This is a genomic window from Acetobacter sp. ESL1128, from assembly GCF_058505085.1.
Genome location: NZ_CP196369.1, coordinates 883,796 through 908,543, shown reverse-complemented (window position 1 = coordinate 908,543; position 24,748 = coordinate 883,796). Strand labels below are relative to the sequence as shown.

General features: G+C 57.0%; 23 protein-coding genes, 1 tRNA gene and 1 pseudogene. 16 read left to right on the top strand and 9 right to left on the bottom strand.

What is annotated here, in order from left to right; genetic code table 11:
* Positions 1-123: 123 nt before the first annotated feature.
* Positions 124-699 (bottom strand): annotated as a pseudogene (locus tag ACSYTG_RS04220) (FecR family protein); the annotation flags it as partial.
* A gap of 486 nt (positions 700-1,185) precedes the next feature.
* Positions 1,186-1,698 (bottom strand): sigma-70 family RNA polymerase sigma factor, encoded by a 513-nt coding sequence (locus ACSYTG_RS04215; RefSeq protein WP_086645518.1) that lies wholly within the window; start codon positions 1,696-1,698, stop codon positions 1,186-1,188.
* Between the two features lie 268 nt (positions 1,699-1,966).
* Here ACSYTG_RS04215 and ACSYTG_RS04210 point away from each other — a divergent pair, with 268 nt between their 5' ends.
* Together ACSYTG_RS04210 and nfsB are read left to right on the top strand one after the other, a co-directional pair.
* Positions 1,967-3,763, top strand: a complete 1,797-nt coding sequence (locus ACSYTG_RS04210) for a diguanylate cyclase (RefSeq protein WP_253528683.1) — start codon at positions 1,967-1,969, stop codon at positions 3,761-3,763.
* A 191-nt stretch (positions 3,764-3,954) separates the two neighbouring features.
* Positions 3,955-4,605, top strand: coding sequence for an oxygen-insensitive NAD(P)H nitroreductase (gene nfsB / locus ACSYTG_RS04205; RefSeq protein ID WP_415420545.1), 651 nt, complete (start codon positions 3,955-3,957; stop codon positions 4,603-4,605).
* 61 nt (positions 4,606-4,666) lie between these two features.
* On the opposite strand, the gene ACSYTG_RS04200 is transcribed toward nfsB, so the two are convergent.
* Together ACSYTG_RS04200 and ACSYTG_RS04195 are read right to left on the bottom strand one after the other, a co-directional pair.
* Positions 4,667-5,050 (bottom strand): hypothetical protein, encoded by a 384-nt coding sequence (locus tag ACSYTG_RS04200; RefSeq protein ID WP_233129042.1) that lies wholly within the window; start codon positions 5,048-5,050, stop codon positions 4,667-4,669.
* Between the two features lie 165 nt (positions 5,051-5,215).
* Positions 5,216-6,112: a LysR family transcriptional regulator gene (locus ACSYTG_RS04195; protein WP_489783027.1), complete on the bottom strand. Its 897-nt coding sequence runs from the start codon at positions 6,110-6,112 to the stop codon at positions 5,216-5,218.
* 125 nt (positions 6,113-6,237) lie between these two features.
* On the opposite strand from ACSYTG_RS04195, the gene ACSYTG_RS04190 reads away from it, so the two are divergent.
* The 5 genes from ACSYTG_RS04190 (at position 6,238) to ACSYTG_RS04170 (ending at position 10,723) form a co-directional block, all read left to right on the top strand.
* On the top strand, positions 6,238-6,741 hold the full coding sequence (locus ACSYTG_RS04190; RefSeq protein ID WP_244896382.1) for a nucleoside deaminase: 504 nt from the start codon (positions 6,238-6,240) through the stop codon (positions 6,739-6,741).
* Complete coding sequence (locus ACSYTG_RS04185) at positions 6,725-8,095, top strand: solute carrier family 23 protein (protein WP_489783028.1); 1,371 nt, start codon at positions 6,725-6,727, stop codon at positions 8,093-8,095. The genes ACSYTG_RS04190 and ACSYTG_RS04185 overlap by 17 nt, the downstream gene beginning before the upstream one ends.
* A gap of 178 nt (positions 8,096-8,273) precedes the next feature.
* Positions 8,274-9,104, top strand: coding sequence for a hypothetical protein (locus ACSYTG_RS04180; RefSeq protein ID WP_489783029.1), 831 nt, complete (start codon positions 8,274-8,276; stop codon positions 9,102-9,104).
* Between the two features lie 482 nt (positions 9,105-9,586).
* Positions 9,587-10,228, top strand: coding sequence for a LysE family translocator (locus ACSYTG_RS04175; protein ID WP_179290114.1), 642 nt, complete (start codon positions 9,587-9,589; stop codon positions 10,226-10,228).
* A gap of 48 nt (positions 10,229-10,276) precedes the next feature.
* Positions 10,277-10,723 (top strand): hypothetical protein, encoded by a 447-nt coding sequence (locus ACSYTG_RS04170; RefSeq protein ID WP_489783030.1) that lies wholly within the window; start codon positions 10,277-10,279, stop codon positions 10,721-10,723.
* 250 nt (positions 10,724-10,973) lie between these two features.
* On the opposite strand, the gene ACSYTG_RS04165 is transcribed toward ACSYTG_RS04170, so the two are convergent.
* Positions 10,974-11,063, bottom strand: a tRNA-Ser gene (locus ACSYTG_RS04165).
* 150 nt (positions 11,064-11,213) lie between these two features.
* On the opposite strand from ACSYTG_RS04165, the gene efp reads away from it, so the two are divergent.
* The 4 genes from efp (at position 11,214) to ACSYTG_RS04145 (ending at position 16,522) form a co-directional block, all read left to right on the top strand.
* The gene (gene efp, locus ACSYTG_RS04160; RefSeq protein ID WP_048853086.1) at positions 11,214-11,780 is read left to right on the top strand and encodes an elongation factor P; all 567 of its coding nucleotides are present in this window, start codon (positions 11,214-11,216) and stop codon (positions 11,778-11,780) included.
* Between the two features lie 47 nt (positions 11,781-11,827).
* Positions 11,828-12,658, top strand: a complete 831-nt coding sequence (locus tag ACSYTG_RS04155; protein WP_086645524.1) for an inositol monophosphatase family protein — start codon at positions 11,828-11,830, stop codon at positions 12,656-12,658.
* A 53-nt stretch (positions 12,659-12,711) separates the two neighbouring features.
* Positions 12,712-13,509 carry a class I SAM-dependent methyltransferase gene (locus tag ACSYTG_RS04150; protein ID WP_489783031.1) on the top strand — a complete coding sequence of 266 codons (798 nt, stop codon included), beginning with the start codon at positions 12,712-12,714 and terminating at the stop codon, positions 13,507-13,509.
* 61 nt (positions 13,510-13,570) lie between these two features.
* Positions 13,571-16,522 carry an ATP-dependent DNA helicase gene (locus tag ACSYTG_RS04145; protein WP_489783032.1) on the top strand — a complete coding sequence of 984 codons (2,952 nt, stop codon included), beginning with the start codon at positions 13,571-13,573 and terminating at the stop codon, positions 16,520-16,522.
* 23 nt (positions 16,523-16,545) lie between these two features.
* Here ACSYTG_RS04145 and ACSYTG_RS04140 read toward each other — a convergent pair whose 3' ends face one another.
* Entirely contained in the window at positions 16,546-16,749 is a 204-nt protein-coding gene (locus tag ACSYTG_RS04140) for a cold-shock protein (RefSeq protein ID WP_025827469.1), read from the bottom strand.
* A gap of 140 nt (positions 16,750-16,889) precedes the next feature.
* On the bottom strand, positions 16,890-17,558 hold the full coding sequence (locus ACSYTG_RS04135; RefSeq protein ID WP_253527995.1) for a dienelactone hydrolase family protein: 669 nt from the start codon (positions 17,556-17,558) through the stop codon (positions 16,890-16,892).
* A gap of 212 nt (positions 17,559-17,770) precedes the next feature.
* Here ACSYTG_RS04135 and groES point away from each other — a divergent pair, with 212 nt between their 5' ends.
* From groES to ACSYTG_RS04110, 5 genes are all read left to right on the top strand, one after another.
* The gene (gene groES, locus ACSYTG_RS04130; RefSeq protein ID WP_086645528.1) at positions 17,771-18,064 is read left to right on the top strand and encodes a co-chaperone GroES; all 294 of its coding nucleotides are present in this window, start codon (positions 17,771-17,773) and stop codon (positions 18,062-18,064) included.
* A 52-nt stretch (positions 18,065-18,116) separates the two neighbouring features.
* Complete coding sequence (gene groL / locus ACSYTG_RS04125) at positions 18,117-19,757, top strand: chaperonin GroEL (protein ID WP_086645529.1); 1,641 nt, start codon at positions 18,117-18,119, stop codon at positions 19,755-19,757.
* A 311-nt stretch (positions 19,758-20,068) separates the two neighbouring features.
* Entirely contained in the window at positions 20,069-21,469 is a 1,401-nt protein-coding gene (locus ACSYTG_RS04120; protein WP_489783033.1) for an ammonium transporter, read from the top strand.
* A 110-nt stretch (positions 21,470-21,579) separates the two neighbouring features.
* Positions 21,580-22,002: an alternative ribosome rescue aminoacyl-tRNA hydrolase ArfB gene (gene arfB / locus ACSYTG_RS04115; RefSeq protein ID WP_489783114.1), complete on the top strand. Its 423-nt coding sequence runs from the start codon at positions 21,580-21,582 to the stop codon at positions 22,000-22,002.
* A gap of 232 nt (positions 22,003-22,234) precedes the next feature.
* A complete protein-coding gene (locus ACSYTG_RS04110) occupies positions 22,235-22,714 on the top strand; it encodes a hypothetical protein (RefSeq protein ID WP_489783034.1) in 480 nt (159 codons plus the stop codon).
* Positions 22,715-22,825: 111 nt separating this feature from the next.
* Here ACSYTG_RS04110 and ACSYTG_RS04105 read toward each other — a convergent pair whose 3' ends face one another.
* Together ACSYTG_RS04105 and pip are read right to left on the bottom strand one after the other, a co-directional pair.
* The gene (locus ACSYTG_RS04105) at positions 22,826-23,782 is read right to left on the bottom strand and encodes a retroviral-like aspartic protease family protein (RefSeq protein ID WP_489783035.1); all 957 of its coding nucleotides are present in this window, start codon (positions 23,780-23,782) and stop codon (positions 22,826-22,828) included.
* Positions 23,779-24,744, bottom strand: coding sequence for a prolyl aminopeptidase (gene pip, locus ACSYTG_RS04100; RefSeq protein WP_086645531.1), 966 nt, complete (start codon positions 24,742-24,744; stop codon positions 23,779-23,781). The genes ACSYTG_RS04105 and pip overlap by 4 nt, the downstream gene beginning before the upstream one ends.
* Positions 24,745-24,748 lie beyond the last annotated feature (4 nt).

Sequence of the window (24,748 nt, the reverse complement as noted above, 5' to 3'; positions counted from 1 at the left end):
AAACAACCATCGGGCTATGGCAGGAACAGCCAGAACCGACAGTGAGATGCATTCGCAACTCCCTGCATACAGATGTAAGACTCACGTCGGGGGTATTTACCCACCCCCTGAACGCAAAAAAAATCAGCGAGAGCCAGATGTAATAAGCAACCCGTTGCCCGGCAGGTGGGTCAGCTTTAACCCCCGCCCGTTAATAAGGGATAAAATGGCATCATCCGGGTGGTCATTCCGTAGCACGGCATCCACCCGGTCCATTCCGGCAGTATTGGCCCAGACCCATGTTGGCCCGCGGCGGTAACGCGCAATAAGCCGCAAGGCATCCGCCACGCTCTGGTTCCGTATAACCAGTTCACCATACCGCCAAGCGGCTATATCTTCGGGGTCCACGGCGGGGTCACGCATGACGGCGCCGCCACGCAGGTAATGCGCTGCCTGCCCTACCTGCAGGTCCGTTTGCATGGCTGCATCCTGCTTGCCCACCAGCACGCGACCCTGAGTAACCGCAATATCCACCCGGTTTTTATCCTGCCCGACAAAAAAAGCCGTGCCCACATCCTGCGTAACACCATCGGCCGCCACAACCCGGAAGGGCCTTGTATCCTGATGTTGCACATCCACCCACAACCGGCCTGCCAGCAGTTCCACCCTGCGTTCCGTGGGAGAAAAATGCAGGGCAACAGCAGATTGCGCATCCAGCGCCAGACTGGTGCCATCGAGCAGGGTATAGGTTGCTACCTCCCCCGCATGGGTCAGGTAATCCGCGCGCAGATGCAGCATAATATCGGGGGCAAAAAACAGTGCCACTCCCAATGCGGCCATGACAGGCAACGCAAACGCCCAGCGTTTTGCGGGCTTCCATGCCCTTCGGGGTTGAACGAGCCTGCACTGGGGCTGGGGTTCCGCCTGAGCCAGAACCTGTTCAAACAGATGCAGTTCCTGCCAGAGCTGTCGCTCTGCATCAAACGCCTGCCTGTGCTCCTCCGCTTCGGCCAGCCATGCCTTTACGGCAGCAACGCTCTGGGGGGACGTATGGCCAGACGCCAGCACAACCACCCATTCGCGGGCCTTGATTCGTGCTGGAGACTGAGAACTTTGAGCGGACACGCAACAGACCTATTTCTTAATACCAATATATATTGACAGCATGGTTTTATAAAAATGCTGCATTTTCCTGAACAATAGCGCTCAGGAAGGTCCGGCGTCCCGGCTCAGGGCAATAATATCCAGCGCACGGCGCATATGCCGCTCTACCGATGTGGTGGAAATACCCAGCTCCACCGCAATACGCTGCTGGGGCACGCCCTGAATTCTGTTCAGGTAAAGAATATAGCGTGTGCGTTCGGGCAAAGCCCTTATCACGTTATCCATATGCTCAATATCTTCGCGCCCCATTGTTACCCGTTCGGGGGAAAAACTCTCCCGGCTGCCATGCAGCAGGTCCTGCGCGTCCTGCTTGGCCTGATCGTGGCGTTTCAGCCGCATCTTGTGCGTTTTGGCAGAATTAAGCGCAAGCCGAACAAGGTAGGGTTGCGGGTTTTCTATGGAGCGGTCGTCCTCCACGCCCTGCAGCTTGATCCACAACCCCTGCACCACATCCTCGGCCTCCGGGCGGCTTCCCACAATCTGTTTGACCATGCGGACAAACACGGAACGCTGGGAAATCAGGAGTTGAGACAGGGTAAACGCGTTGGACCGCATAAGCCTAGGAACTCTGGGAGACTGACGATGCAGCCCCAATACCGCATATGCAACTCAATATCAATTAGCCCTCTTTTACCCCCTCTCCTTCGCACATAGGTGGCGGTGTGGCAGGCATCTATACGCATCTGCTTTATCTGATCTGCAATAATGAATGAAATCATGACGTATAACTGCATGACATTCTTGCAAAATTGCCAAAACGTAATTGAAAAACCAAAATATCTTCTATATTTTGCGCAAAATCTTAGAATTAAAAGAGATTATTTTGCTCCATTCCCTTACATCCCGGATCGTCTTTGTCGGCTCCATCGTCAGTGTTAATCTGGTCTGTCTTTCCGGGTTGCTGCTTTCCGCTTCCAACAGCATGATCTCCAGCTTTGAATGGAACGCTCACAGGCAGAAAATTACCGAAATTGTCTCTGAAACCCTGTCCGACCTGCGCGAGGCCCAGGCCGAGGAACGCGGCTACCTGCTGACCACGGACCCCTCCTTTGCCAAGGATTTTGACGACCGCGTTGCGTCTGCCCTCGCCAAGGTCAACATGCTTGAACAACTGGTGCAGGATAACCCCATCCAGCACGAACGGGCACAAAGCCTGCAAATTGCTACCAACGAACGGCTGGACACCCTGACCAAGCAGATCGCACTGGCCCGTCAGGGCCGGTTTGATGAGGCCCGCTCGCGGGTTATTATTGGTCAGGGCCGGGTGAACATGGCCATTATTGCCCAAAAAGCTGATGAAATCCGCCAGACAGAGCAGGAACTGCTCATTGCGCGGGAAGCCACTGCAAGGGCGCATGTCACATGGAACAGAAATCTGGTTATCGGCGGGTGCCTGATTATTGTTCTGCTGGTCAATGGGCTTCTGTATTTTGTGCTCAACGGCATGCGCCGTTCCGTCAGCCAGATTGTGCGGGCCATGTCCGACTTCGGGAACGGCAACCGCACCGTGCGTGTAGATGACCAGATGGGCTGTACCGAATTTGATATGCTGGCCCAAGGCTACAACACCATGGCCGAACGGCTGGATGCCGCCATGCAGGCGCAGGAAGCCAGCGACTATAAACTGCTCAAGGCCAATACCGAACTCAAACGCAACAACGAGGCCATGGAACTGCTGGGGGAAATGGCACACCGCCTGCAAGCGGCCCGCACCAGCGATGAACTTTCGGCCATTATCTGCGCTTTTGTGCCCCGCGTGCTGCCCGGCATACCCGGCGCGCTATACACACATAACCACACCACAAACCAGCTTGAGCGTATTGCACACTGGGGCAGCAGCACACCCGTTGGCTGCGAGGGGTTACATCCTTCCTCCTGCTGGGCGCTGCGGCTGGGGCAGAGCCACTCCGTCAACACCCCCGGCGGGGATGTAAGCTGCCAGCATGTGGATAGCAATGTCAGCATTTATCATTGCGAACCCCTGTTTGCGAGTGGCGAGGTTGTGGGGCTTTTGTACCTGCAAAGCCATGTCGCGGAGGAAAACCGCTTCCGCCTTGTTGCACTGGTGGAAAACATTGCCTCTGCTCTGGTCAACCAGAACCTGCAGAAAGACCTGCTGGAACAAACAATCCATGACCCGCTGACCGGCCTGTACAACCGCCGTTACATGGAAGAAACCCTGAACGCCGAAATTGCCACCGCCAGCCGAAACAACACTGCACTGGGCCTGATTATGGCCGATATTGACCATTTCAAGCACATTAACGATGAATTCGGGCATGATGCGGGGGACATGGTCCTGCGCACCATTGCCAATGAAATCCAGAACTCCTTCAGAAGTAATGACATTGTTTGCCGCTTTGGTGGGGAGGAGTTCCTGATCATCACAACCTCTCACCCGCTGAACACGCTTATCCAGCGGGTGGAAAACCTGCGGGCGAGCCTGTCCCGGCTGGAATTGCATTACAATGGCCGCGTTCTGGGCAAAACCACCATGTCGTTCGGTGTGGCCATGTGGGACAAATCCTTACCGACGGAAACAACCGCCATTATCCGCAAGGCGGATGCCGCGCTGTATCAGGCCAAAAAGGACGGGCGGGACCGTATTGTTGTCGGCTGAAAGCGCGCACAAACGTAGCAACGCCAGAACGCACCTCCCCCTCCCTCTTGATCTCCCGCGCGATCCGACCCACTCTAGGTGGGAGCAACATACCGCCTGACGCGCCAGAGCGCCCTGCGCAGGGCAGCACCCGTTGCCACGCCGCGGGCCATGCATGCACAGGATAATACCGGGGAACGTAGGACAGAATCATGGACCTTCTGCACACTCTCAAACACCGCCATACAACCAAGGCATATGACAGCGAGCGCAAGATACCGGCCCCAGTCGTCGCGCAACTGCTGGAAGCCCTGCGTTACAGCCCCTCCTCCGTTAACTCCCAGCCATGGCACTTTTTTGTGGCCGATACGGCCGAGGGCAAAGCCCGTGTTGCCAAATCCACCAGCGGCACCTTTGCCTTTAATGCCCCCCGGGTTCTGAATGCCTCGCACGTTATTGTGCTGAGTGCGCGCAACACGCTGCCACCAGAATACCTGCAAACCCTTGCAGACCAGGAACAGGCCGATGGCCGCTACGCCGATGCAGATGCCCGCGCGCTGGCACACAAAGGGCGCTCCGGGTTTGTAGGGCTGCATGAACAGGCCGGGGATGTTGCCACATGGACACAAAAACAGACCTATATTGCTCAGGGTTTTCTGCTTTTGTCTGCCGCACTCCTTGGCGTGGACGCCACCCCGATGGAAGGCTTTGATGCTGCCATTCTGAGCGAAGAACTGGAACTGGCGGAAAAAGACCTGTCACCAGCCGTTATTGTGGCCCTTGGCTACCATTCGGATGCTGACTTCAATGCCAAGCTCCCCAAATCCCGCCTGCCCGAGAAAGCCATCTTCTCGCACATCTGACGCCCCCTCCCCTCCTGCGCCATTCTGGTCAGAGGGGGTATTCCCCCACAAATGGGAGGAGTTATGACCCGCCATTGGTGTTGATCGGGTCATCATTGATTTTCATTTTTTTAATAATTTGCGCAAGTTCGTGCGCATAGGCTGTTTTAACATTGGTAACGGCCTTGCCCACCCGCTCCTTGGGGTGTTTCTGGCATTCGTCCCTTATGGCTTTGGACAGGCCTTTTGTAACCTCATCCGGCGGGCGGGACTCACTCATTTTATCGCCTGAATAATCCTCATGCTCGGAGTTGAGGTAATCTATACAAATCCCGTTGGCGTTATTGGTCGTCTTCTGCATCAACGCCTTATAGTCCCCGTCCTCCTCATTATCCTGCGCCATGGCAGGAACCGAGCACACGGCAAGCACACCGCCCAGAACAAGACTTATAAGCTGTTTACGCATGGTCCGTGCCTTCCATATTCCTGCCCCATGGGCACATGGCTGCTGATACTACCATACCCGGCCATGACCTACCTAACCGCAGGGGCCCACTGGCGCACAAAGCATGTATGCACCCCACAAAACCGGCACAAGCCCGCATAATGCATACCATAAGGGGCCTCCCGCTCAGCCGGGCATGAGCGTGCCCGTTTGCGGCAGTGCATCAAACATGCGTGCAAGGGTTGCCATGACAGGCATAACCTCCCCCGCCACATGCCGCGTGCACAGGCACAATGTTTCGTTCAACCGCAGGTTATCCAGAGCATGGAACGATAAATCCCCCGATGACACATCCTGCACAACATCCAGCCATGTCAGAAAACCCATGCACTCACCTTGCTTTATGTAATCACGGATAAGCCGGACCGAATTTGTATCCATCATTACTCTGGGTTGCACACGCATGCGCGTAAACGCGCCCTCCAGCCTTGGCCAGATGGAAAGCGAGCCATCTGGCAGGCACAAAGGCAAATCTGCACAAGCGGATAATAGATCGGCCTCCGTGCCCCCTGCAGGAGCAAACCTCGGAGCCGTGATCAAACCAATGTCATATTCACGCTTTTTATGAATATGGATGTCCTGATCATCCAGCACGTTAAAAGCAATAACCACATCCAGCTCCCCCGAGCGGAGCTGTTGCAAAAGGGTGCTGGTATCCGACACAATAATTTTCAGGATCAGTGTGCCGGTACGCAGTTCCGGTTGGGCCATAACAAATGGTAGCAGGCATTCCATAATACCCACGCGCATGCCTGTGGCATTGGGGCGCGAGATAACGGCACGCAGTTCGCGCTCCGCATCAATCCAGCGTGTTGCCTGTTCGAGCAGTTTTTTACCGGCATCGGTCAAGCTGGAGCCTTGGGGCGTGCGGGCCATTAACGGGGCCCCAAAGGCGCGTTCGAGCATTTGCATCTGCCGGATGAGTGCGGAAGGCGCAACATTCAGCACTTCTGCGGCCCGACGAACCGAGTTGTGGCGGCTGATTTCCACAAAAGAGAGCAACTCGCGCGAGAAGGCGGACATTCTTCCTGTTTCCCCCTTGTGTATAAAAAATCAGAACACCGTTAACAACTCATTGCGCTACAATAACAAAAAGACAATGTCTAATGTTCAGGCTTCCTTGCCACGTTTTTTAAGGGAGCGCGCTCTTGCCAAAAAATACCTTACTGCCACCCGACCTGACCGCCACAGACCGGGCATTGCTTGAAAGAACCATACAGATTTCAGAAGAAAGCCGTAAAACCGGCAACCATCCGTTTGGTGCTCTGCTGGCCACGGCTGATGGAAAAATCCTGCTGGAATCAGGGAACACCGCCGCCACGGACCGTGGCACCGGCCATGCGGAACTGAACGTGGCCCGCAAGGCAGCAAGCCTGTTTACGGCAGAAGCCCTGTCCACCTGCACGCTGGTCACATCCGTGGAGCCATGCTGCATGTGCGCAGGCGGCCTGTACTGGGCCGGGATCGGGCGGCTTGTTTACGGCATGACCGAAAAACGCCTGGCCAGCCTGACAGGGAACAACCCCGAAAACCTGACCATGAACATGCCCTGCACACAGGTATTGGACGCAGGACAACGCAAGGTTGTTGTTGTTGGCCCGGTGCAGGACATGGAAGCCAGAATTGCCCATGTGCATGAAGGGTTCTGGTAAAAACATGCCCCATGCCACCACGCCCCAGAAGCCCCAACACCATGCCCCAACCGGCGTGGATGAGGTTCTGCCCATCACACGTATGCTGCCTTTGGCCGTGCAGCACGTTATGGTCATGTATATGGGGGCTATTACGGTCCCCCTTGTTATCGGGCGTGTGCTGGCATTACCTGCGGCACAAACGGCAATTCTGATTCAAGCGGACCTGCTCACCAGCGGTATTGCAACTCTACTGCAAACAATTGGCACACGCTGGCTGGGCGCACGCCTCCCCCTTATGCAGGGCGTCTCGTTTGCAACGGTGTCCTGCGTGGTGGGCATTGCCTCCTCCCCCGCTTTTGCTCACAGCCAGCAGAACGAAGGCCTGCGCACGGTTTATGGCGCGGTAATTATTGCAGGTTTGACCGCTATCCTCGCAGCCCCTCTGGGGCGGTATGTCATGCGCCTTTTCCCTCCCCTTGTGGTTGGCACCGCCCTGACCATTATGGGGCTTAGCCTCCTGCCTGTGGCGGTGAACGAAATAGCCGCGGGCACAGGCTTACAGGCGGGAAAAAACATGCTTGTCGCCATGAGCGTCTTTGCCTGCGCAATTGGTTTATCCATTGCGGGGCATGGGGTATTTAAAAACCTTGCGGTTATTATTGGCGTGGGTGTGGGGCTGGCTGTGGCCTTTGCCATGGGCCAGATAACACCGCATCTGAGCAACATGCCCCCACTGCTGGCACCTGTGCCGCCCTTCCCGCTAGGGTGGCCGATTTTTCATATCATGCCCTCACTGAGCATGATCGTTATTGTTGCCATTACATGGGTTGAATCCATTGGCGATGCAGTTGTTGTCGGCACCATGACCGGACGCCCTGCTACGCCGGGGTTGGTCAGCAGGCTGTTGCGGGCCGATGGGGTGGCAACGCTTCTGGGCGGGATTATGGGGTCTTTCCCCTATACCGCTTTTTCCGAAAACGTAGCCCTGCTGGGCATTACAGGGGTGCGTAGCCGTTGGATTGTGGCTCTGGCCGGAGCTTTGCTGTTTGGTCTGGGGCTTTCCCCCTTTCTGGCAACAGCAGTTGCGGCCATTCCCCCTGCCGTTGCCGGAGGTGCGGGGCTGATGATTTTTGGCACGTTGATGATGGTTGGCATACAGATACTGGGCACGCAAAAACTACAGCCGGGGAACAGACCCTTTATTGTTGCTTCGGTCAGTATTGTTCTGGCCATGACTATTGTGCTCAAGCCGGATTTTTTTATTTTCATGCCCCAGTGGGCTCAGCCCATCCTGCAATCTCCCGTTGTTACGGGCTGCCTGAGCGCCATAGCGCTCAACATTATTCTGTCCCTCAACAGGCAAAACCCGTGAATATGCTGGCCAGAAAAACCAGTGCGATAGCCAACACCATATTCCTGCAATCACGCCCCCAGCCAGAACAACGTGACCGTTGCCCGAACTCCCCTGCCAACTTCACCCAACGCTTTTAACTTTTTAATAATCCCTTCTGCCCATGCTGTACGACATTGACGTATGGCAGGACCTTTCCATGACAACTCTCAACACAGCCCAGACTGCTCATAGGGGCTTCTCCCACACGGCTGGGTCCTACAATACGGCACTCAACACGAGCAGTGCAGCCTCCACCACCGCCGCAGACGCTACCCCCACCAGCACGGCAGGGCAGTCGGGCGCAGAAGACCCTGTGCAAATAACATTATCTCAGGCTGGCATTGATTTTTTAGCAAACTCATCCTCTGCCACCAGCGCGTATCTCGCCTCCGCACAGGAGGCACTGAGCAGGCTGGATCAGCTTGCCAAATCAAGCCACGCTTCCGCCAAAAAACAGGCAGAAGATCAGGTTAATATTCTCAAGGCGCAGATACGCCTGCTGATGCAGTTTAAAGCATTCATGTCGCCCAAAGCACTGGCGCAGGCTCTGGCACAGCTTGCACGGCAACTGGCTGCTGCCGTTGCCCAATATACGCAAAGTGGCGGCAGCAATGCCGCCATGGGCAATGCCTTGCTGGCAACCCCACAAGGCACAGCGCAAGAACCGTCCAACACACAGGATGCCCCTGAGCAAAACAACGCGACCACGCAAACACAACAGACCGATGCCGCTACAGCCCAAAACAGCACCACGCTGGATAGCGCACCGGCCGAGACCTCCCCCACTAACGCGACAAACACAAAAAACAGCGAAGATCAGGATTTTGCACAATCGGTACGGGGGTTAGCCGCACAGATTAAAGCACTGCTACCCGCAAACAGGCACCACCAGAAGAAAACAGACGCCCCAGCCGATACCGACCTCCAGAGCATACGGAATGCGCTTGAAGCCGTAGATCAGATGAGCCCGTCCCTGAGCGGACAATAACCACAGCGCAAACTGCGCACGCAAACAGGCGGGGAATGGAAAAGCTGACTCTCTGGACTTTTTACGAAAAAAGCGGTTAAGAAAAACCCATGAGATGGTTTGCAACAAGCATGATCTGCCGCATCCTCGGGCATAAATGGGGACCATGGCAGCGCCAGCGGTCATGGGATGGTAGCGGAGAGTTCCAGCACCGCAAATGCATGCGGCGTGGCTGTCTGGCTACAGAGCAACAACGAACAGACTAAGCGCTCTTTTGGGCGGTTAGTAACCTGCTCGTCCAAAAGATATTTGGTTTGGGGTCACTACGGGTATTGCACATGCATCGCGTAACCCGCCGCCTTACCAAGGCAGATGCTTCAGAGACAGCATGACAGAAAAACCGGCAGATCACCTGTTTTTTGTTGCGCAAGATGTGGCATAAAAATAGGGACAATACTGGAAAGTATAGTTACGTCTTTTAATTTTTGAGAAAATATATTCTTATGAATCTGACACAGGATTTATCCGTCATTACCGCAATCTCCGCCTTCTGGTTAATCGCCATGATGGTACCGGGGCTGGACTTTATGCTCGTCACACGTTTGGCGGTCATGAAGGGGCGAGCCGTTGCCCTACAGGCAACCCTTGGGATTGCAACAGGCGTAGCCGCTTGGGGCATTGCGGGTTTTTTTGGTATTCGCACACTCTTTATTGCCGCCCCATGGCTGTATCTCACGCTTAAAATCGGTGGCGGGCTTTACCTGATAACCATTGGTGCAAAGCTGTTGATCAACAGCTGGAAAAAGGAAGCAACTGCAGACGCAACCACACCGCATGCGGAACAACGCTCCAACAGCTTTTTTGCTGGCCTGCTCACCAATCTGGCCAACCCAAAGGCACCCATTTTTACATCCAGCCTGTTTGCCGCCTCAATGCCACAACATGCCCCCATCTATCTGGGGCTGGCCTGTGTTGCCTCCATGTTCATGATCGCGATTGCCTGGTTCGCATGCGTTGCAATGCTTTTGAGCCTTGATCGCGTTTCAGCAATTTTTCTGAAGAATCGGCGCTGGATTGACCGCTGTGCCGGAATAACCTTCATGGGGCTTGGCGTGCGGTTTGTAACAGAACGCACTCCAGCCTGAAGTGGCCGTTTTTATAAAATACCACTTCATGTAATTGGATAATTAAAAATGAAACAAGAATTACTTAATGAAATTGCAGAAACATTACACGAAAATTCTCTCAATTACTCTGTATCTCTCGGAATTTTTACGTCACAGCATAAAAAATCACTCACTCATGAAGAGATTATATGTAAGGCTCTAAACAGCAATGTTTCTTTTTATGAAATGCATTCCGTAGAAAAACAGGAAATTTTACATACGGTCATGTCATCTTTAATGTATGCTGGAGACGAAGGATCAGGCCCCTCAAAAGGGAATATAAACTCACATAAATTCAAATCATTGCTTAGGGATCTAACAATCTCACTAACCAAAATAATTTCTTTATCTACAGGAACTTACTCTTTTTTCATCAAGGATGGCCATCCATATTATCCTGTTTTTTGGGATTTTTCTTTTTTATTTGTAAGAAATAATTTTTCTTTGGTTTTTATAGGAACAAGCTCAGACTAAATTGGTATATGTTGAATTTTCAATAGGTTTAACAGCATAAATTACAGAACTCTAAACCTCATTTTTCCGCTTAGAGAAAATCGTATAACCCGTTGAAAAAAACAATAGTCAAGGATTGTTTGATTTTCATCGCGCTTTACCACTCCCATAACGAACGCCCTCCCGGGAGCCATCTTTGGAAGTAATTTTAGCATTCGCCACAAGAAAAAACCACAGATAGAATAAAACAGCTACCGGGCATTTGCTGTCATGGCGGAAGGGGTGGGATTCGAACCCACGGTACGCTCTCACGCACGCCGGTTTTCAAGACCGGTGCCTTAAACCGCTCGGCCACCCTTCCTTAACCTGTTCAGGTGCAGCCTTATAAACAGGATGCAACGGTTCTGTCCAGCGGGACAAAGCGGGGGAGTTCACCGCGTAGCGCTTGCCCTTCCTGCCTTGGAACTGTACAAGCCCCAAACAGAATAGCCATTCCTCTCAGGAACCAAGTATGAAACAGCAGGCAAACCTGATCCGCGCCGGTCAGGTGATTGAGCATGATGGCCGTCGCTGGACGGTCTTAAAACAGCAGATTATTACCCCGGGTAAGGGTGGTGCGTTCATTCAGGTTGAAATGCGCGACCTCAAGACTGGCAACAAAACCAACGAACGCTGGCGCACGGCTGATACGGTCGAACGGCTGATGACCGAAGACCGCGAATATCTGTATTCCTATACAGATGGCGAACTGCTGGTTCTGATGGACCCCGAAACCTTTGAACAGCTTTCTGTCCCCACCGATCTGCTGGGCGACCAGGCTCCCTTCATTCAGGACAACATGACCATCAACCTGCATCTGGTTGAAGGGGACCCGGTTGGCATTGACCTGCCCCCGCATGTTACGCTGGAAGTGGTTGAAGCTGATCCGGTTGTCAAAGGCCAGACTGCCAGCTCCTCCTACAAGCCCGCCATGCTGTCCAATGGTGTCAAAACCATGGTCCCGCCGTTTATCGAAGCGGGTGAACGCATTGTGGTCCGCACGGAAGACGGGTCTTACGTCGAACGCGCCAAGGACTGATTTTTTCAGTTTTTTTCTCTCCAGAGCAGGACTTAATTACAGTGGCCATGCGTCTCTCCCCCGTCATGATGGTGATGCAAACCGCAGCCCAGAAGGCGGCCAAGCGTCTCCTGCGCGATTTTAACGAAGTCGAGCAGCTTCAGGTAAGCATCAAGGGGCCGGGTGACTTTGTTTCCCAGGCGGACCTCCGTGCAGAACAGACCCTGCGCGAAGAACTGGAACGGGCCCGTCCGGGCTATGCCTTCCTTATGGAAGAATCCGGGGAATCGGGTAGCGATAACTGGACATGGCGCTGGATTGTTGACCCGCTCGACGGCACCTCCAACTTCCTGCACGGCATTCCGCACTGGGCCATTTCCATTGGTCTCCAGCGCCGCCTGCCCGATGGCAAGGTGGAGCTGGCCGCGGCCCTGATCTACAACCCCGCAGCGGGTGAAATGTTCTGGGCCGAAAAGGGGAGTGGCGCATTCCTGAACGAGCGGCGCATTCGTGTGTCCGCCCGGCGGGAAATGCCCGAATCCCTGTTTGCCACAGGCATTCCCTTTGCCAAGGTGCCTGCCCGCCAGCGCCTGCCTTTTGCACGCGTGCTGGGCAACCTTATGCCCCGCGTGGCTGGCGTGCGCCGTTTTGGCGCGGCTTCGCTGGACCTCGCATGGGTCGCGGCAGGCCGTTACGAAGGGTATTGGGAATTCGGCATCAAGCCGTGGGATTGTGCTGCAGGTATTCTGATCGTGCGTGAAGCGGGCGGTCAGGTTACAGCCCCCGACGGCACGGAACTGGATGACCTGCCCGACGATGTGATGATTGTTGCTGGCAATGGCAACATGCACGGCAAGCTGCTCGACATTGTTGCCGACAGCCTGAAAAACCCGGAATAACACCCCGCCGACCAGCCTCCGGACTACGCCTGAGCTGGGGAGAGTAACACTGCATGACTACGCATTTACCTCCCCACACAATCTCGGCGGGTCCAGAGGCCGATTTGGCATCCCCCCATACCCCAACAGAATGCCCACTCTGCCGCGCACAGGGGGCCGCTTTTGCATTCAGCAAAAATGGCTACGACCTGTTCCGCTGCCCCGACTGTGATTTTCTGTTCGTGCATCCCTACCCGGATGCCGCCACACTCCGTGCGTTTTACGAAACGACGTATCGCGGTGCATCGGCCGATTTTTATCCCAAGGCTTCCAGCCGCCGCTGGCGTGCGTTGTGGCGGAGCCTCCAGTTCCTGCCTTATGTCTGGCGTAAGGATGTTCTGGATTTTGGGTGTGGCGGCGGCTTTATGGCCGAGGCATTCAGCCGGCTGGGTGCGCGCGCTGCGGGGCTGGACATCAGCCAGAACAGCATTGCCTACGCCAAGCGCCACTTCCCGCAGGCCACATTCTACTGCGAAGATTCAACCATCTTCCGCCAGCGTGGCCTGACGTTTGACTTTGTATTCAGCTCCGAAGTGCTGGAGCATGTGGCCGGGCCAAACGAGTTTATGCAGACACTGGCCGCAATTACCCGCCCCAATGGCTTTGTCTATATTTCGGCCCCAGATATAGGGCACCCTGCCGTGCCACAGGACCTTCCTTCCTGGACGGATATTTGCCCCCCCGAACATTTGCAGTTTTTCAACCACCGTAATCTCTGCCTGATTTTTGAACGCTACGGCTTTACCCTGCACAAAACCATGAAAAGCCGCACGCCAGCCCACTCGGTCATTTTCCGGCGCAAGAGTTCCTGACCCACACCATTACGGCTCGGCTCTGGCATTTGCCGCAAGAATAGCTCATGTAAAGTAAACCATGCAGCCATCCTTCCCCTCTGCCCACGAAGCCCCAGCCCTTGTTCCCCATCAGGGGCGGTTTTCGCTCCTGACAGAAGATGGCGAACTGCTCAGCCTGAGTGCCGCCGAGGTACGCGAGCGACTGCACGCCATGCCGTGCCCACTGGTAGTGCATGCCCCGGCACTGGCCCGCAAGCTGGACCTCCCCCCCACAGGCCAGCCCTCCCCCTGGCTGGACCTGCTGGAACTTTTTACATTTGTGTATCCCGCCCGCCCTGTGGCCCCCACTCCCCGCGGCCTTGCTCTGGCCCTCGGACTGGACGAGCAAAATATTGACCGGGCAGAGGCAGACCTGCTGCCCAACCTTTTGTCCATCTTGCTGGGTGAGCTGGCACGGCAGGCCAGAAGCGGGCAGATTGAACTTCTGGCGGCCTTTACGGTCCGGCTGGGGCAGGCTGGCTGGATATGGACCGGCACTGTGGCGGAAACCATAGACCTGCACAGCCGGCTCACCAACAATGGTAGGCTGGCGGAAGAAGCCACCCAGCCCGCAGATGCCCTGCGTGTATGGCGGCACCTACCCAAATGGGAGGAAAGCGCGCAACGCCCTCCCCCTGCCTCCCACCCCATCAGCCCGGCGGAAGCACGGGAGCGGCTGGTCAACATTCTGGGGAGCGATGCTGAGGTCCGGTCCGGGCAGGCAGATTTTGCCAGTGTCTCAACCGAGGCATTTGCCCCCCGCACCATGCGCGGCGACCCCGCCATTGTGCTGGCCGAAGCCGGAACAGGCACCGGCAAAACACTGGGCTACATAGCCCCGGCCAGCCTGTGGGCAGAGCGGAACGACGGTGCGGTGTGGCTCAGCACCTATACGCGCCACCTGCAACGCCAGATCGAGCAGGAAACAAAACGCCTCTACCCCGACCCCACAACACACCGCCAGAAGGTAGTGCTGCGCAAAGGGCGTGAAAACTACCTGTGCCTGCTGAACATGGAGGAAGCAGTCAACTCCGCTGCCTCCCGCCCCGCAGGCATTACCATTGCCCTGTGTATGCTCGCACGCTGGGCCATGGCCACAGCAGACGGAGACCTGTTTGGCGGGGACCTACCCGGCTGGTTTGGGGACCTGTTCGGCCACGGCAACCTTGCCGGTGTCGCTGACCGCAGGGGGGAGTGCATCCACGGAGCCTGCGCGCATTATCAGCGCTGCTTTGTTGAACACTCCATACGCCGTGCGCACGATGCCGCACTGGTCATTGCCAACCATGCGCTGGTCATGACACAGGCCGCCTACGCTCAGGCGGGCATGAGTGATGATAACGAGGCAGGCGAACAGGGTAACATTCCCACACGCTATGTGTTTGATGAAGGCCACCATCTGGCCGATGCGGCAGACAGTGCTTTTTCCGCCGAGCTTTCGGGGCTGGAAACGGCCGAACTGCGGCGCTGGCTGCTGGGGGCGGAAGGCCGACGCTCACGCGCAAGGGGGCTCAAGCGCAGGCTGGATGATCTGGTTGTCGGCCACCCCAAGCTTGAAAACCCGCTGGATGCCGCCTTGCTGGCGGCCACGGCCCTGCCGGCACCGGGCTGGTCCACACGTCTGGCGCCAGAGGCGGCAAACACACCTCCGCCCCCGGAGCCCATGGAACTGAATACCCTGTTCCCGCCCGAACCTCCGGCTGACCAGCCGATTATGGAAAACCCGACAGAAGCTTTTTTACGCCTGTTGCGCCAGCAGGCCATGGCCCGTGCGGCCGAGGGGGGCAAACAGTCCATCCACACAGCCATGGAATGCGACCTGCACCCGCTTGTGCCCGACATGGCCGAGGCAGGCCAGCAACTGGCCCGCGCGCTCAGCCGGATTGTGGAGCCCCTGCGCACACTAAGCGAACGCCTGCAAGCTCGGCTGGAAGAAGATGCAGACACGCTGGACACCACAACCCGTGGCCGCATAGAGGCCATGACCCGCGCCCTGCGCCGCCGCGCCATATCCCGGCTGGATGCATGGATTACCATGCTTGCCGCACTGGACCAGCCACCAGAGCCGGGCAGCACACCTGCGCATATCCACTTCATTCGCCTTGAACGGCGCGACAAGCAGCGCATGAACGAACAAGACGTAGGGCTTTACCGCCACTGGCTGGACCCGACCATTCCCTTTGCGGGCATTATGGCCATGCCCGCGCAAGGCATGCTCATGACCTCCGCCACCCTGCGTGACCAGCAAGGCGGTGGAACAGAGAGTGACGAGGCCGAAACCGCGTGGGAGGCTGCCGAAGCCCGCACCGGGGCCAATCATTTTCCCTCCCCTGCCCTGCGGGCCAGTCTGGCCAGTCCGTTTGATTATGCCCGCCAGACCCGCGCCTTTATTGTAACGGACGTGGACAATAGCAGCCTTGTGGACCTGTCTGCGGCATTCCGTACCCTTTTCCAGTCCTCTGGCGGTGGCGGGCTTGGCCTGTTTACCGCTATCTCCCGCCTGCGCGGTGTGTATGACCGCATAGCCCCTACGCTGGAGGAAGAAGGCCTGCCCATTTACGCCCAGCATGTGGATGCCATGGACAACAACACGCTGGTTGATATTTTCCGGACCGAGGAACATGCCTGCCTGCTCGGCACGGATGCCATGCGGGATGGGGTGGACGTTCCGGGCAATGCCCTGCGTCTGGTTGTGTTTGAGCGCGTGCCTTGGCCCCGGCCAGATATTCTGCACCGTGAGCGGCGGATTCATCTGTCTGGTGGAGACCCAAAAGGGTTTGATGACCGCATAGCCCGGCTTAGGCTACGGCAGGCCTTTGGGCGGCTGATTCGCCGGCAGTCAGACCGTGGGGTGTTTGTCCTGCTGGACCGGCGCACACCCACAAGACTTTTAAGCGCCTTCCCCAACGGGGTTGCCGTCGAGCGGTGTGGCCTTGCGCAAACGGCACGCCAGATCACCGCTTTTCTGGCGGAGCAGGCCGGACAAAACTGACCAGCCCGCCCCAGACCGCCTGATTAGAGCGGCTTAAGGTTGGTGGCCGCCTGCTTGCCGCGTTCCTCCACCATGTCGTAGGACAGTTTCTGTCCATCATTCAACGCGCGCAGACCGGCTGCCTGTACAGCGGTAATATGCACAAACACGTCTTTCCCTCCATCATCGGGGGCAATAAAACCAAACCCTTTGGTGGCGTTGAACCATTTAACGGTACCTGTCGACATGAGCGAAGTCATCCTTATTTCGGCCAGTTACTCCTCCTGCACACGACGTGCCGCGAGGAGAGATGACATTCTCCCCCACGACCGGGGGCGCTTGTCAATCACAATTCAACCCGCACCCCAATTCCTTTTGCCCGGACACCTTACGGATTGAGCGTACTTTTGAGGAAGGCAAGGCTGCGTTCCTGTGCCTGTACAAAGGCCTGCGCATTGTAAGATGCGCGCTCCTCACAGCCAAAACCGTGTTCTGCATCGTCATAAACATAAAGTTCAACGTTGGGCTGAGCAGCCCGGATGGCGGCTATGTCGGCATGGGGAATACTCGTATCCCGCTCACCAAAATGTAATTGCACGGGGCAGCGTGGAGTCTCCTCCCTATGGGCGGCTATGCCCCCGCCGTACCAGCTTACGGCCGCGGCAAAATCATCCGTGCCCGTTGCAGCATCCCACGCCAGAGTGCCACCCCAGCAATACCCGATCACCCCGACCTTGCGGGCCTTTAGCGCACGGGCTGCGGCCTGTACGTCCAGCAGGGTTTTGGCGGTGGGTATCTGCGCACGCAGGGCAAGGCCCTTCTGCACGCCATCTGTTGTGTATTCCAGTTCCACGCCACGTTCTGCGCGGTCAAACAACGCAGGGGCAATAACGTGAAAACCCGCCTGGGCAAACCGCTCGCATACCGTGCGGATATGGTGGTTTACGCCAAAAATTTCCTGCAACACCACCAAAGCGTAGGGGTGTGTGCCGCGCTCGGTCTCCCACGCGCTAAACTGGTGGCCATCGGCGGCTTCCAATGTGCGTATCTGTCCCATGTTCAATCTCCTTGTCTGGAATGACGTTAAAACAAAAAGAAACTTTACCCCATTCCTTGACTCCCCTCTGGGGCGTACCTACTTTCTGCCTTGGCACTCCTGATGGTGGAGTGCTAACGCGACGCGGCGTTATGTTACGCGCGGTTCAAACGGGTGGCGCTGCTTTCTGACAAAGGGCGTCATCACAGCAAATGAATGTGGAGTGATCCATAATGACGAAGTTTCGTCCCTTACACGACCGGGTAGTTGTACGGCGCCTTGAAGGCGAACAGAAGACCGCCGGTGGCATCATCATCCCCGACACGGCCAAAGAAAAGCCTATGGAAGGCGAAGTGGTTGCTGTTGGCGCGGGTGCGCGCAACGAGCAGGGTCAGATTGTGGCGCTTGATGTCAAGGCCGGTGACCGCGTTCTGTTCGGCAAGTGGTCCGGCACGGAAGTGAAGATCGACGGCGAAGAGCTGCTGATCATGAAGGAAAGCGACATTCTGGGCATTGTTGCAGCCTGATCCGCACTGATCCGACCGTAAACTTACAAAAGATCTTCACAGGAGAAATTCAATGGCTGCCAAAGACGTAAAGTTTGGTGCAGACGCACGCCAGCGCATGCTGCGCGGTGTGGACATTCTGGCTGATGCCGTAAAGGTAACGCTGGGCCCCAAAGGCCGTAACGTTGTTCTGGACAAGAGCTTCGGCGCACCCCGCATCACCAAGGACGGCGTTTCCGTCGCCAAGGAAATCGAACTGGCTGACAAGTTCGAAAACATGGGTGCACAGATGCTGCGTGAAGTAGCATCCAAGACCAACGACGTTGCTGGTGACGGCACGACCACTGCAACCGTTCTGGCTCAGGCCATTGTGCGCGAAGGCCTGAAGGCCGTTGCCGCTGGCATGAACCCGATGGACCTCAAGCGCGGTGTGGACAAAGCCGTTGCCGTGGTTGTTGAAGAGCTGAAGAAGAACGCCAAAAAGGTTACCACCCCGGCGGAAACCGCTCAGGTCGGCACCATCTCTGCCAACGGTGAATCCGAAATCGGCAAGATGATCTCCGAAGCCATGCAGAAAGTTGGCTCCGAAGGCGTTATCACCGTTGAAGAAGCCAAGCACTTCCAGACCGAACTGGACGTGGTTGAAGGCATGCAGTTCGACCGTGGCTACATCTCTCCGTACTTTGTGACGAACCCGGAAAAGATGACGGCCGATCTGGAAAACCCCTACATCCTGATCCATGAAAAGAAGCTCTCTTCTCTTCAGCCGATCCTGCCGCTGCTGGAATCCGTTGTTCAGTCCGGCCGTCCGCTGCTGATCATTGCCGAAGATGTTGATGGCGAAGCGCTGGCAACCCTGGTTGTCAACAAGCTGCGCGGTGGCCTCAAGATTGCTGCTGTCAAGGCTCCTGGCTTCGGTGACCGCCGCAAGGCCATGCTGGAAGACATCGCTATCCTGACCGGTGGTCAGGTTATCAGCGAAGACCTCGGCATCAAGCTCGAAACGGTTACGCTGAACATGCTTGGCACCGCCAAGAAGGTTCACATCGACAAAGAAAACACGACCATTGTTGACGGTGCTGGCAACGGCGACGACATCAAGGGCCGCGTCAAGCAGATCCGTGCGCAGATCGAGGAAACCTCCTCTGACTACGACCGTGAAAAGCTGCAGGAACGTCTGGCCAAACTGGCTGGCGGTGTTGCCGTGATCCGCGTTGGTGGCTCCACGGAAATCGAAGTGAAGGAACGCAAGGACCGCGTGGACGACGCCCTGCACGCAACCCGCGCAGCAGTTGAAGAAGGCATTGTTCCCGGTGGTGGTACGGCTCTGGCCCGCGCAACCAAGGCTCTTGCCAACCTGCACTACCACAACGACGACCAGCGCGTTGGTGGCAACATCATCCTCAGCGCCCTGCAGGCTCCCCTGCGCCAGATCGCCCTCAACGCGGGTGAAGATGGTGCGGTTGTCGCCAACAAGGTGCTCGAAAACGCTGACTACAACTTCGGGTTCGACGCACAGGCTGGCGAATACAAGAACCTGGTTGAAGCCGGTATTATTGACCCGGCCAAGGTTGTCCGTACCGCTCTGCAGGATGCAGCCTCCGTTGCTGGCCTGCTGATCACCACGGAAGCCATGGTTGCTGAACGCCCTGAAAAGAAGGCAGCCCCTGCTGGCGGTCCTGACATGGGCGGCATGGGTGGCATGGACTTCTAAGTTACCCAAACCGGTTTTTAAGGGTTTTGGAGGTACTGGCCCGTCCAGTGCCTCCATTATCCCCCAGAACAGGTATAAGGGCGTGCAGACCATTATGGTTTGCACGCCTTTTTTTATTTGAGCTGGCCGCAGCAGCGACCTCTTTTTTTGTGGCTTTTTTCAGCCATAAATCAGATTGTGAAACAATTCGGTATCAAACTGGATTGCCACCCCGGTCATTCCGGAATAGATACAATAAGATTAGGCCCATCGCTCCTTACACGAATCTGGCGAGCGTCAATGGCTGCGTATTTTAAGGAGAACGCATCATCATGTCAGCGCGACCCTTCCAAGCTGTCAATCCGGCGAGAGGTCCAGTTATTCGCAAGACCACGGCTATTCTGTCGGCCTGTCTTGTAGCAGCCCTTGGCTGCTCCCAGGCTTATGCCGCAGACGCCCCCCCACCCATAGACACGGGGGATACGGCATGGATGCTCACCAGCACCGCACTGGTGCTTATGATGACCATTCCCGGTCTTGCCCTGTTCTATGCCGGCATGGTGCGTAAGAAAAACGTGCTGGCAACGCTCATGCAGTCCTTTGCCCTGTGTTGCATCATGTCCATCGTATGGATGGTCGCGGGGTATTCCCTCGCCTTTACAACCGGGTCTCCGTGGATTGGTGGCTTCTCCCGCGTGCTGCTCAACGGTATTGGCGCGCATATCCATAATGGTGCGGATGTTGGCTTTACACTGGGTGCGGATAGCCCCAACGCCACCACCATGACCATTCCTGAGAGCATCTTCATGATGTTCCAGATGACCTTTGCCATTATCACCCCCGCGCTGATCTCCGGCGCTTACGCAGAACGCATGAAGTTCAGCGCCATGTGCGTGTTCTCCATCCTGTGGTCTCTGGTGGTGTATGCCCCCATTGCGCACTGGGTCTGGAGCCCGATCGGCTGGCTGGCTGGCCTTGGTACGGCTGACTTTGCAGGTGGCACGGTTGTCCATATCAACGCCGGTGTTGCCGGTCTGGTCTGCGCTCTGGTGCTTGGCCGCCGCAAGGGTTACGGGCAGGACGACCTTTCCCCCTTCAACCTGACCTACGCTGTCATTGGTGCTGCCCTGCTGTGGGTAGGCTGGTTTGGCTTTAACGCAGGTTCCGCTGTTGGTGCCAACGGCCGTGCAGGCATGGCCATGGCTGCAACCCAGATTGCCGCCGCTGGTGCTGGCGTATCGTGGATGCTGGCGGAGTGGCTGCGTTCGGGCAAACCGACTGTTCTGGGCGTAATCTCCGGCGCTGTTGGCGGTCTGGTTGCCATTACCCCCGCGGCTGGCTTTGTGCTGCCGGGCAGCGCACTGGTTATCGGCCTGATCACGGGTGTTGTCTGCTACTGGGGTGCAACCTCCCTCAAGCACATGATGGGGTATGACGACAGCCTGGACGCCTTTGGCGTGCATGGTGTGGGCGGCATTGTTGGTGCGCTGCTGACCGGCGTGCTGGCCTATGGCCCGCTTTCCGCAACCGATGCCAACCCCTCGGGTATTGTTGGCTCACTGCACCAGCTTGTTGTGCAGAGCGAAGCGGTGCTGGTGACCATTGTCTGGTGTGCTTTTGCCTCCTTCATCATCCTCAAGGCCATTGATCTGGTCATGGGTCTGCGCGTCACCGCGGATCAGGAACTGGAAGGGCTGGATATGTCCTTGCATGGTGAGCGGATTAACAACTGATCCGTTAACCTCTCCGCCTTTTGGGCAAAAAGCCTCCATGCTCTGGCATGGGGGCTTTTTTTATGGGTACAGGGCACACACCGGCAGGCAAACCATGCTATGCCCCGCTTATGGCCATTCCGATCCTTCCCGCACTTTCCCTGCCTGAATCCGAACTGGAGGTCAGTTATATTCTGGCATCCGGCCCCGGCGGGCAGAACGTGAACAAGGTCGCAACAGCTGCGCAATTACGCTTTGATGCCGCACGCTCCCCTTCCCTCCCCGAGCGGATCCGTGTGCGGCTGCTGGAACTAGCTGGGACCCGCGCGACACGGGAGGGGGTTATTGTCATAACCGCCCGGCGCTTCAGAACACAGATACGCAACCGTGAGGATGCCATAGAACGGCTGGTAGCCCTGATCCGCGAGGCCGCCCACCGCCCTGCCTTCAGGGTTGCCACGCGCCCGGGCCGGGCCGCACGCCAGCGCAGGCTGGACGGCAAAGCCCACCGCGCCAACATAAAGCGCACCCGCTCAGCCCGGTTTGAGGACTAAACACGCACTCTGGCCGGGCAATTACGCCAAACACGGGCTACCCAGCACCAGCACCAGCACCAGCACCAGCACCAGCACCAGCACCAGCACCAGCACATTTTGATATTAATTTTCTGCTACGCACAAAAAGCCTTAAGGCTTGCATTTCTTGCGCATGATTTTTCATGATACTGATGGAACGCTGGCAGCATGGGGCTGCCGCGCTATTATCCTCCTTGCATGAGGTCTATTCATGACTGTTGTAGCCCGCACCGGACTGGCCGCTTTGCTGCTTGGCTGTGCCACAGCCCTTTCCCTCCCCAGCGCCCACGCCATGACGGTGAAGGAGTGCCACGAGAAGTTCAAGGAGGCCAAAACCGCCAACACGCTCAAGGGCCAGTCCTTCAAGGAATTCAAGGCCAGTTCGTGCGATGTTGCCACCACTCCGGCAAGTGCCGCCCCCAAAGCCGCCACACCGGCAACACCTGCCAGTGCTGAAGCACCCAAACCTGCCAAAAGCGTAGCCGCCACGGAAGTCGCCCCCTCCAACGCAACCCTGCCTAGCGCAGTTGCGCCGCAATACGCCAAGCTCAGCGCTGGCAAGGCCCGTATGCAGACCTGCCTTGACCAGTACAACGCCAATAAGGCCAGCAACGCCAATGGCGGGCTGAAGTGGATTGAAAAAGGCGGCGGTTATTACAGCATCTGCAACAAACGCCTCAAGGGCGAATAACGCCCTCCAAACCTCGTTCAGTGTTGGGGAAGGAATCCCCCAACACTGACGGCGGCCTATAACAGCCTGCCCGATCAAAGCCCCTGATGATCAACGCGCCAGACCGGCGCTCTAGCGGGTACGCCCTGTTACGGGCATGACGTAGAGCATATGCGTGCGGTATGAAATCCATACCTTATGGGCAGCAAACCAGTCCGCCCCCAGCAGCATATCGACCGTGTCCTGCACCGGAGCAACTGTGAGCACGGGAGATTTTTCCTGCTCCTGTCCAATCTGCATCATACCAAATTTATGCCAGTGGTAGGTTTGCTGGTGGCCGTCCACGCCGGTTGTCAGCCCGCCGGGGTCGGTAGCCAGCATGTGCTGGCTTACGCCCATACGCTCCGCCGCCTGGGTTGAGACAATGCACGAGCGCGCCCCACTATCCACCAGCGCCTGCAGGGCATGGCCATCCAGTTCCACGCGGGCAATAACCCTCTCCCCCGCATTCTGCAACGGAACCGCACGGTAGATGTAGCGCCACCCCTCCGGTCCGGAACAGCCGGGCGTGCTTGCGGACCAGAAAGAGAGCGTGCCCTGTGCTACATCAAACTCCACATCATAGCGTGAGAGCAGGTCCCCCCCCACCAGCCCTTCCACCGCGGGTTCCGTGCGCGGCACGGCAGGCAGTGCATCCACGGGGATGGAAACCGGGCCAAACTCCAGCCCACCCATTTTAAAGGACCGCACCACCGCATTGGGCACAATACGCCCAGCCCCACCCGTGCCATGCACCATGGTGTGCATGGAGCGGTCCAGTTGCGTATCAAACAAAGCGGCGGCCTCGGGCGAGAGCAGGCTCCCTTCCGAGCCTGTATCCACAATCATGCGTGCGGCGTGGCCGTTCAGGCTGACCGGACTATTCAAAAAACCCAGATCATTGCGCAAGGCCACACGCGCCATCAGCTTATGGCAGGACTGGGCATTGGCGGCATGAGCCCCTGCCCCCATACCCACAACAACAGCCGCAACGGTGGCACAGTACCGCCACCCCCGCAGGTTCTTCTGCCTGCCGTGCCGATGTGTCATGCCAGTTCCTGTGCAAAACGGTCCGTGGCGTTGAGCAGGGCGGTAAGAATACCGGGTTCAAACAGGGCATGGCCTGCGGCATCGACCAGCTGAAAATCCGCCTCGGGCCATGCCCTATGCAGGTCCCATGCCGTGCGCACCGGGGTTGCCATATCGTACCGCCCCTGCACGATCACGGTGGGAATATGGCGGATACGCGCCACATTGGCGATAAGCTGGCCTTCCTCAAGCCAGCCACCGTGAACAAAGTAATGGTTTTCTATGCGTGAGAAAGCCAGTGCATAATCGGCCTCATCATGCTGGTGTTCCATTTCCGGGCAGGGGAGCAGGGTCAGGGTTCGCCCTTCCCACAGGCTCCACGCCCGCGCGGCGGCCAGCCGTTCCTCAACATTGTCCGAAATCAGGCGTTTGCGGTAAGCGCCCATCATGTCTCCCCGCTCTTCGGGGGGGATGGGGGCTACAAAATCCTCCCATTTATCGGGGAACAGCCAGGATGCTCCTTCCTGATAATACCAGAGCAGTTCGGCCTTACGCAGGGTAAAAATGCCGCGCAGCATAAGAGCACTCACGCGCTCGGGGTGGGTCTGGGCGTAGGCCAGAGCCAGCGTGGACCCCCATGATCCGCCAAAAACAGCCCATTTTTCCAGCCCGAACAGGGTCCGCAGGCGTTCAATATCGGCTACCAGATGCCATGTTGTATTGGCCTCAAGCGAGGCATGCGGGCGCGAGCGCCCACATCCGCGCTGGTCAAACAGCACAATGCGGTAGCGGGCAGGGTCAAACATCTGGCGTTGTGCTGCCGAACACCCACCACCGGGCCCACCATGCAGGAACACAACCGGAATACCATCGGGGTTACCACACTGCTCCCAGTAAACCTGATGCCCCTCCCCGGTATCCAGATACCCCTGCGCGTAGGGTTCTATTTCCGGCCACGGGGTGCGGTGTGCTGTGGTGATCATAACC